Below are 6,107 nucleotides of genomic sequence, written 5' to 3'. Positions count from 1 at the left end.
CACCGCCGTACCGCCCCGAGCACCGGCTCGCCGCGCCGCTGGGGGAACACCAGGCTGGCGGGCTGAGCGCGGCCCTGCCGGGTGCTCCCCACGCTGGAGTACGACACCACGTCCGCGTGCGCGCAGCGCCGGGCGAGCGCGAGGCCGAACAGCGCCGCGGCGTCCCAGCGCGCCAGCGAGCCGTCCTTGGCGAACCCGGCCTGCATCGAGCCCGAGGTGTCCACCAGCACCAGCGTCCGCCCGGACAGCGCGGGCACGGCGGCCAGCGAATGTCCGAGCGCCTGCTCGAGCGCGTGCCCCCAGCGCAGCGATGGCGCGGCCCGGTACGCCGACAGGAACCGCATCGGCAGCTGCCGCGAACGGGCCACCCGGCCCGGATCGGCGAGTTCGGCGGCGACGTCCGCGGCCACGGCGTCGCTGACCCCGGCCTGGTCGAAGTTGCGCAGGTTACGCAGCTCGGCCATGTAGCCCATGGACGGGATCAATGCCTCCCACACCGTCGCGTCCATCGGACCCTGCAGCCAGCCGGCGACCGCCTCCCAGGTCATGCCCGCCGCGTGCAGGGCGGTACGGGCCCGCTCGGCGTCGTCGAACAGCGCGCGGCGCTGCTGCACCGGACGGGCCATCAGCTCCGCGCGGGCACGCAGCACGGTCAGCGCGGCGTCCGGTTCGGTCGCGCGTCCGTACCGCCGGTCCAGCGCGTGGGCGAACAACGCGCCCTGCCACGGCCGGTCGGATGCTGGCGTGGGGTGGGTCAGCTGCAGCACGTCGGCGAACCGGAAGGCCCGCGCGGCGCTGTCCCACTTGAGCAGGGCGCGCTCGTCGTACAACCGGCGTACGGCGTCGGCGACGCCGCGCTTGACCGGCTGGGGCAGGGCGCGCCCGTGCACCGCGGTCCAGTAGGCGAGCAGTTCCCCCGGCTCGTCGGCGCGCTGCAGCACCGAGTCGACCACCTGCCGCGACATCCCCGCCGCGCCCGCGTCCAGCCGTGCCTTGGCGAACTCGGCGGCGCCCACGATCGCGGCGCTGCGCAGATTCGCCTCGGTGCGCAGCCAGCGCAGGAAGCGGGCGGTCCACTCGGGAGTGGCGATCGTCGCCGCGCGTACCAGCGCGGCATAGCGCTCGTCGCGCTCACCGGCGGACTCGTAGAAGGTGTGCTCGCCGACCATGTTCGTGACGGCCAGCAGGAACAGCTCGCTCTGTGGCGTGCGGGCATATCCCGCGCCGCCCTCGAAGGTGCGGCCGGTCGGACGGGTCTCGCTGATGATCGGTGCGGTCGCGCCGGGGCGCGCGACGTTGAACTTGCTCATGGATTTCCCCAGTCGTGCGTCGGGGACAGGCGCGACGCCTCGGCCCGAGATCGAAATCCGTTGCGGCGATGCGCCGGTCGGCACAGGCGCGGTGCGGCCTGCTCGTGGAAGTAGCCGTGTCGGTCGCACCGGGCCGGTGCGTTGCGATGCCCCCCGAGATCGATATTCGCCTGCGGCATATCCCAAAGGGTCGTGGTCGAGAAGTAGCCGCCTGCTTCGCACCGGGAGGTGCGATGGAATTGTGGCGCACCCGGATTCGCTCCGAGTGCACGAGAACTGTATCGGCATGAATTAGACTGCCGCACCTTATTTTTCGCACGGGGCGTCCGAGAAAAATCGGCGACGGCCTGCTCGCCATATCGAGCGGCCGAAATGGTTCGGCGGGAGTTGAACCCGAAGTAGCCGTTGCCTGCGCACCGGACGCGGCGTGCCTGCCGTGGCCCGCACCGGGCCGGTTAACGCGCGCATAAATCGCTTTGTAGCGCACCCGAGATCGAAGGCGGCGACGGTACGTACCGCTCTGCCATTGAGCTACCGGACCGTGCAGTCCGGGCGGGACTCGAACCCGCAACCAGTCCATTAGAAGTGGAAGTAACCGTTGCCTGCGCACCGGGTGCCCAACGAGCGTAACGAGCGCGTCCGATACGCGCATCCGATTATTTTTCACGGACGCCGGAAGCACACTGCCGGCAACTATCTCGGCGCAAGGTGGTGTTCGCAATGCCGCGCGCTTGTCGGCGTCGTGTGTTACCAATTCAGCCAAACCGCTCGACCGAAGGAAGCTCATGGACAACGTGATCGGACAGATCGACCGCGCATTGGACGCGACCGGAGCGATCGTCGCCGCCGTGGGGGGAGCGGGTCTGGCCGCGCCGACGCCGTGCCGGGACTGGGACGTGCGCGCCGTCCTGAACCACACCGTGGGCGGCATGCATATCTTCGCGGCCGCGCTGAGCGGCACCGATGCGGGCGCCGAGCACGAATCCGACTGGCTCGGCGGTGATCCGCAGGGTGCGTACGCCGCGGCGGCGGAGGTGGACCGCGCCGCTTGGCACCGGCCCGACGCGCTGGACGGCACGGTGGACATCTCGCTCGGGGAACTGCCCGGCCCGGCGGCGGCACTGGTGCATCTCACCGAGGTTCTCGTGCACGGGGTCGATATCGCGGTGGCCATCGATCGGCCGGACTTGGCCGACGACGAGCTGTGTGGCGAACTGCTCGCCACCATGCAAGCCATGGGTGGTATCGAGACTTTCCGCGCGCCCGGCATTTTCGGACCCGAGGTCGTCGTCGCCGACGGCGAACCGGCGCACCGGAGGCTGTTGGCATATGTGGGCCGAGAGGTACTTGCCCGGACCGCCTGATCCGCGGAACGCGCCCGCAATCGGGCCGCGGCAGGGGGCTTGCGCACTCCGCCCGGTTGCCGGGCGTTCTCCATCGGACGTCGCCGGACCGCGTTCCGGAAGTGTGTAAACGGAAATCGTTCGTATCCGGGATATTCGACGATTCGTATTTCTCGTGGGAAGCGGCCGATAAGGACCGGCCGCTCCCGCACAGCGCGTTGGGCGCCCGAGATCTGGGCGGCGACGGAATACCGGCTCGAGCGAATCGAGCCCGACGGGTCCGAAGACCCTGCCTTGGATAGCTCGGCCGATTGAGCTACCGGATCACCGCGATCCGGACGGGACTCGAACCCGCAACCCATCCATCGAATACGGAAGTAGCCGTTGCCTGCGCACCGGGCGCGGATAGGACTGTAACCGGCCGGATGGACAGGACGCGACTTATTTTCGGGCGGATGTTCTAGGTGTAGCCGGCCCGGCGGACGGGCATCTATCCCATGCCGCAGCGACAGGCGAGCCGACCGTGGGCACGGTTTGGGCCGCCGCGACAGAGGAGGAATGACTGCCGATATGAACTTCCAGCATGGCCGGCCCGGTGCCGCACCGGGTGGCTATCCGTCCGTTCCTCCCCACTTGCCTGGTCATGACTATCGGCCGCCCCGATCTTCGGCGGGTGGTGGCACCGGAATCACGGCGGCACTGCTTGCCTTGCTGGGTGGCGGTTGGGAGATGTTCGGCCTCGTGTCGATGGGGATGGCGCAGGCCTTCGACACTGTGGCAGGTCTTGCGCTGGTCAGCGTGGCGGTGGCCGGATTTGTGGCGTTCCTGCTCATTCTCGGCAGCGTCCTGCTGCTGTGTCGATCGACTGTCGGCCGCGTTCTGGTGATCGTCGGTAGCGCGCTGAGTTTGCTCAACATGGCTGTCGGGCTCGCGGTGACCGGACTCTTCGGCTTGCTGCCGATAGCCCTCGGCGTACTGACGCTGGCGACCCTTGTCCTCGCCGCCATCAGTCCGACCGGCCGGTGGATCGCGGCACGTCGTCGATCAATTCCGCCGTACGTCTACCAGCCCCCACCGCCATATGGTCAGCCCTCGTTCTCGCAGTACGGTCACCAGCCTCCTCACGGGCATCCAACCGCTCCACCGCCCAGCCATGGGGCCCCACTGTACGGCCAGCCGCCATTCTCGAACCGCTGACCTGCTGTTACCGACAGACTCAGCAGACGGATAGCAACAGCACTCGATGTGCTCGCTACCAGCGGAACTCGAAGAAGTCGTCGTCTCCCGTCACGGGAGGGTCGAGCCGAACGTCCGGCCGTGCTGCCCGCGCGGCGCCGGGATGGGCCGTACGGTGGAGCCATGAACCGGCTCGGAAAGGCGACGTCTCCGTATCTGCGCCAGCATGCGGACAACCCGGTGCACTGGCGGGAGTGGGATGCCGAGGCACTGGCCGAAGCACGCGAGCGGGACGTGCCCGTCCTGCTCTCGGTCGGGTACGCGTCCTGTCACTGGTGCCACGTCATGGCGCACGAGTCGTTCGAGGACGCGGCCACCGCCGACCAGATGAACAAGAATTTCGTCTGCGTGAAGGTCGACCGGGAGGAGCGGCCCGACCTGGACGCGGTCTACATGAACGCCACCGTCGCGATGACCGGTCAGGGTGGCTGGCCGATGACCTGCTTCCTGACGGCGGACGGCGAGCCGTTCTACTGCGGCACCTACTACCCGAAGCTCCCGCGCGGCGGCATGCCGTCGTTCACCCAGCTGCTCACCGCGATCACGGAGACCTGGCGCACCCGGCGCGACGAGGTGAACCAGGCGTCCGCGCAGGTGGCGGCGGCGTTGCGCGAGCAGACCGCGGGATTGCCCGACGCGGAGCTGACGATCACGCCGGAGCTGCTCGCCCATGCCGTCGCCGCCGTGCTGCGCGACGAGGACGCCGAGCGCGGCGGGTTCGGCGGCGCGCCCAAATTCCCGCCGTCGGCGCTGCTGGAAGGTCTGCTGCGGCACTGGGAGCGGACCGGTGACCGCGCGGTGTTCGACGCGGTGGCCCGCACCGCCGAGGCGATGGTCCGCGGCGGCATCTACGACCAGCTGCGCGGTGGATTCGCGCGGTATTCGGTGGACGCCGCTTGGGTGGTGCCGCATTTCGAGAAGATGCTCTACGACAACGCGCAACTGCTGCGCGCCTACGCGCACCTGGCCCGGCGCACTACATCGGTGCTGCCGGAATCGTTGTCGCATCGAGTCACGCGGGAGACCGTACGATTCCTGCTCGACGACCTCGGCACCGCCCAGGGCGGCTTCGCCTCGGCGCTGGATGCCGACACCCACCTGGAGCCCGGCAAACCCGGCGTCGAAGGCGCGACATATGTGTGGACGCCCGCCGAGCTGGCCGGCGTTCTCGGTTCGATCGACGGGTCATGGGCGGCCGAATTCTTCGGCGTCACCACCGCGGGAAACTTCGAACAGGGCACCTCGGTGCTGACCAGGTATACCGAGCCGACCACGGCGGAGGATGCCGCGCGCCTGGAGCGCGTCCGCGCGGCGCTGATCGCCGCCCGCGACCGCCGCCCGCAGCCGGAGCGGGACGACAAAGTGGTGACCGCGTGGAACGGAATGGCGATCACCGCGCTCGCCGAGGCCGCGTCCGCGCTGGACGAGCCGGAGTGGACCGCCGCCGCCATCCGGTGCGCGCGCTTCCTGCTGGCCGAGCACCTGGTGGACGGACGGTTGCGGCGCGCCTCGCTCGGCGGCGTCGCCGGCGCGGCGCCCGGCATCCTGGAGGACTACGCCTGGCTGGTCACCGGACTGCTCGCACTGCACCAGGCCACCGGCGAACTGGTCTGGCTGGAAGACGCGCAACGCCTGCTGGACACCGCGATCGGGCACTTCGCCGACCCCGATCAGCCGGGCAGCTGGTTCGACACCGCCGACGACGCCGAAACCCTCGTCACCCGCCCGCGCGACCCCATCGACGGCGCCACCCCCGCGGGCGCATCGGCCCTGGCCGAGGCGCTGGTCACGGCCGCGGCCACCAGCGACCCGGAACGGGCCGCCCGCTACCGCGAACTGGCCGATCGCACCCTCGAACGCGGCGCGATCGTCCTGGCGCGCGCACCCCGTTCGGCGGGCCAGTGGCTCACCGTCGCCGAGGCGGCTCTGCGCGGACCACTGCAGGTCGCCATCGCCACCACCGAATCGGCCGCGCACCCCACCGAGTTGCTCGTTACCGCCCGGCTGGCCGCCCCGGGCGGCTCGGTCGTGCTCGCCGCCGCCCCGAACACCGTCCCGCTCCTGGCCGACCGGCCCCTGGTGCGGAACGCCGCCGCTGCCTATGTATGCCGCGGCTCCGTCTGCGACCTCCCGGTCTCCAGCCCGGACCAGCTCCGCACGGCACTGCAACGGAACTAGCAGCCGCGCCACCGCGCGCGACCCTTCGCGTCGGCGGCGC

Annotated in this window: 4 protein-coding genes and 1 tRNA gene; 3 read left to right on the top strand and 2 right to left on the bottom strand. The window is 70.1% G+C overall.

Going from position 1 to position 6,107, the window contains the following annotated elements; genetic code table 11:
* Positions 1-1,310 (bottom strand): TROVE domain-containing protein (locus ON19_RS24695; RefSeq protein WP_083899611.1); only part of this gene is annotated, 1,310 nt, incomplete at its 3' end.
* Between the two features lie 542 nt (positions 1,311-1,852).
* Positions 1,853-1,927 (bottom strand) — tRNA-Ser (locus tag ON19_RS42200).
* 168 nt (positions 1,928-2,095) lie between these two features.
* On the opposite strand from ON19_RS42200, the gene ON19_RS24690 reads away from it, so the two are divergent.
* From ON19_RS24690 to ON19_RS24680, 3 genes are all read left to right on the top strand, one after another.
* Entirely contained in the window at positions 2,096-2,674 is a 579-nt protein-coding gene (locus ON19_RS24690) for a TIGR03086 family metal-binding protein (protein ID WP_043697662.1), read from the top strand.
* Between the two features lie 549 nt (positions 2,675-3,223).
* Positions 3,224-3,850: a hypothetical protein gene (locus ON19_RS24685; RefSeq protein ID WP_169334217.1), complete on the top strand. Its 627-nt coding sequence runs from the start codon at positions 3,224-3,226 to the stop codon at positions 3,848-3,850.
* A gap of 162 nt (positions 3,851-4,012) precedes the next feature.
* Positions 4,013-6,067 (top strand): thioredoxin domain-containing protein, encoded by a 2,055-nt coding sequence (locus ON19_RS24680; RefSeq protein ID WP_043697678.1) that lies wholly within the window; start codon positions 4,013-4,015, stop codon positions 6,065-6,067.
* The last annotated feature ends 40 nt before the right edge of the window (positions 6,068-6,107 follow it).

This window comes from Nocardia abscessus NBRC 100374, assembly GCF_000308455.1.
Lineage (GTDB): Bacteria > Actinomycetota > Actinomycetes > Mycobacteriales > Mycobacteriaceae > Nocardia > Nocardia abscessus.
This window is presented reverse-complemented; position numbering and strand designations above follow the sequence as displayed.

What these genes read in the sequence shown, in the direction of transcription:
- ON19_RS24690 (WP_043697662.1), top strand. Translation starts at nt 2,096, where the DNA reads ATGGACAACGTGATCGGACAGATCGACCGCGCATTGGACGCGACCGGA.
- ON19_RS24685 (WP_169334217.1), top strand. Translation starts at nt 3,224, where the DNA reads ATGAACTTCCAGCATGGCCGGCCCGGTGCCGCACCGGGTGGCTATCCG.
- ON19_RS24680 (WP_043697678.1), top strand. Translation starts at nt 4,013, where the DNA reads ATGAACCGGCTCGGAAAGGCGACGTCTCCGTATCTGCGCCAGCATGCG.